1 protein-coding gene is annotated in these 917 nt (G+C 66.5%); it reads right to left on the bottom strand.

Going from position 1 to position 917, the window contains the following annotated elements; all coding sequences use genetic code 11:
• Positions 1–437: 437 nt before the first annotated feature.
• Positions 438–917 (bottom strand): IS110 family RNA-guided transposase (locus EJ903_RS26360; RefSeq protein ID WP_126620820.1); only part of this gene is annotated, 480 nt, incomplete at its 5' end.

Genomic DNA, 917 nt, shown 5'->3' with positions numbered 1-917 from the left:
GTCATGTGTGGACGACCGCTGCGGCGCAAGGGAAAAGAGAACTGACTTGGCGAAAAGGTCGGGTGCGGTCATGTGTCCGGCCTTGAAGAATGCGGTGCTGATGACCGCGGGCCATGATGAACTCCGCGGGATTGGGTCCCGATCAACTTGCCGCGCTCGAGGCGCATGACAGTACGTGGGTCTTCCCAATCCCTGGCTCGAACCGTTTCGCCATCACCTCTCTCTGCACCCTCACACAGCATTGTCCTGTTCTTCAGCGTTACCAAACCGGACGGTCCAGCGACACGGTGGCTTGCATCCGATGGTGGAACAGACCGCTCGTCGGCGGGGCCTTGTCAAGCCCAGCGCCGCCGCAGGCGGTGGCCCGCAGGGCCAGGCTTGAGAAGGTTCCGCGGACGGACGGACAATCCGCTCCGGATGCTCCTGGCGCTGACGGCTCAGGTAACCGCCGGAACCGGGACAGTCTTGCGGTAGACATCACCGCGGCTGAGCACCGCCCAGGCGATGCGGGCCATCTTGTTGGCCAGCGCGATGCTGGCCAACCGAGCCGGTTTGCGGGCCAGCAGGCCCTTCAGCCACTCGCCCACGCCGGGCGCTTTGCTGCGGGCATAGCGGATCACCGTGGTGGCGCCCATGACCAGAAGACGGCGGAGCGAGCGGTCGCCGGCCTTGGTGATGCCGCCGAGCCGATCCTTGCCGCCGCTGGAATTCTGCCGCGGCACCAGCCCCAGCCACGCGGCCAGATGGCGGCCGTTCTTGAACGCGCTCGGATCGGTAACGGTGGCGGCGAGCACCGAGGCGGTGATCGGCCCGATGCCGGGGATGGTGGCCAGATTGCGGCTGGCTTCGGTGGTGCGATGCCACGCCAGGATGGCCTTCTCCAGGGCCGCAATTCGCGCGCTGCAGTTCTCGACCTG

The sequence above is a fragment of the Azospirillum griseum genome (genome assembly GCF_003966125.1).
In the GTDB taxonomy this organism is placed as follows: Bacteria; Pseudomonadota; Alphaproteobacteria; order Azospirillales; family Azospirillaceae; genus Azospirillum; species Azospirillum griseum.
The sequence above is the reverse complement of the archived record's forward strand: the minus strand, read 5'-3'. Positions and strand labels throughout refer to the sequence as shown.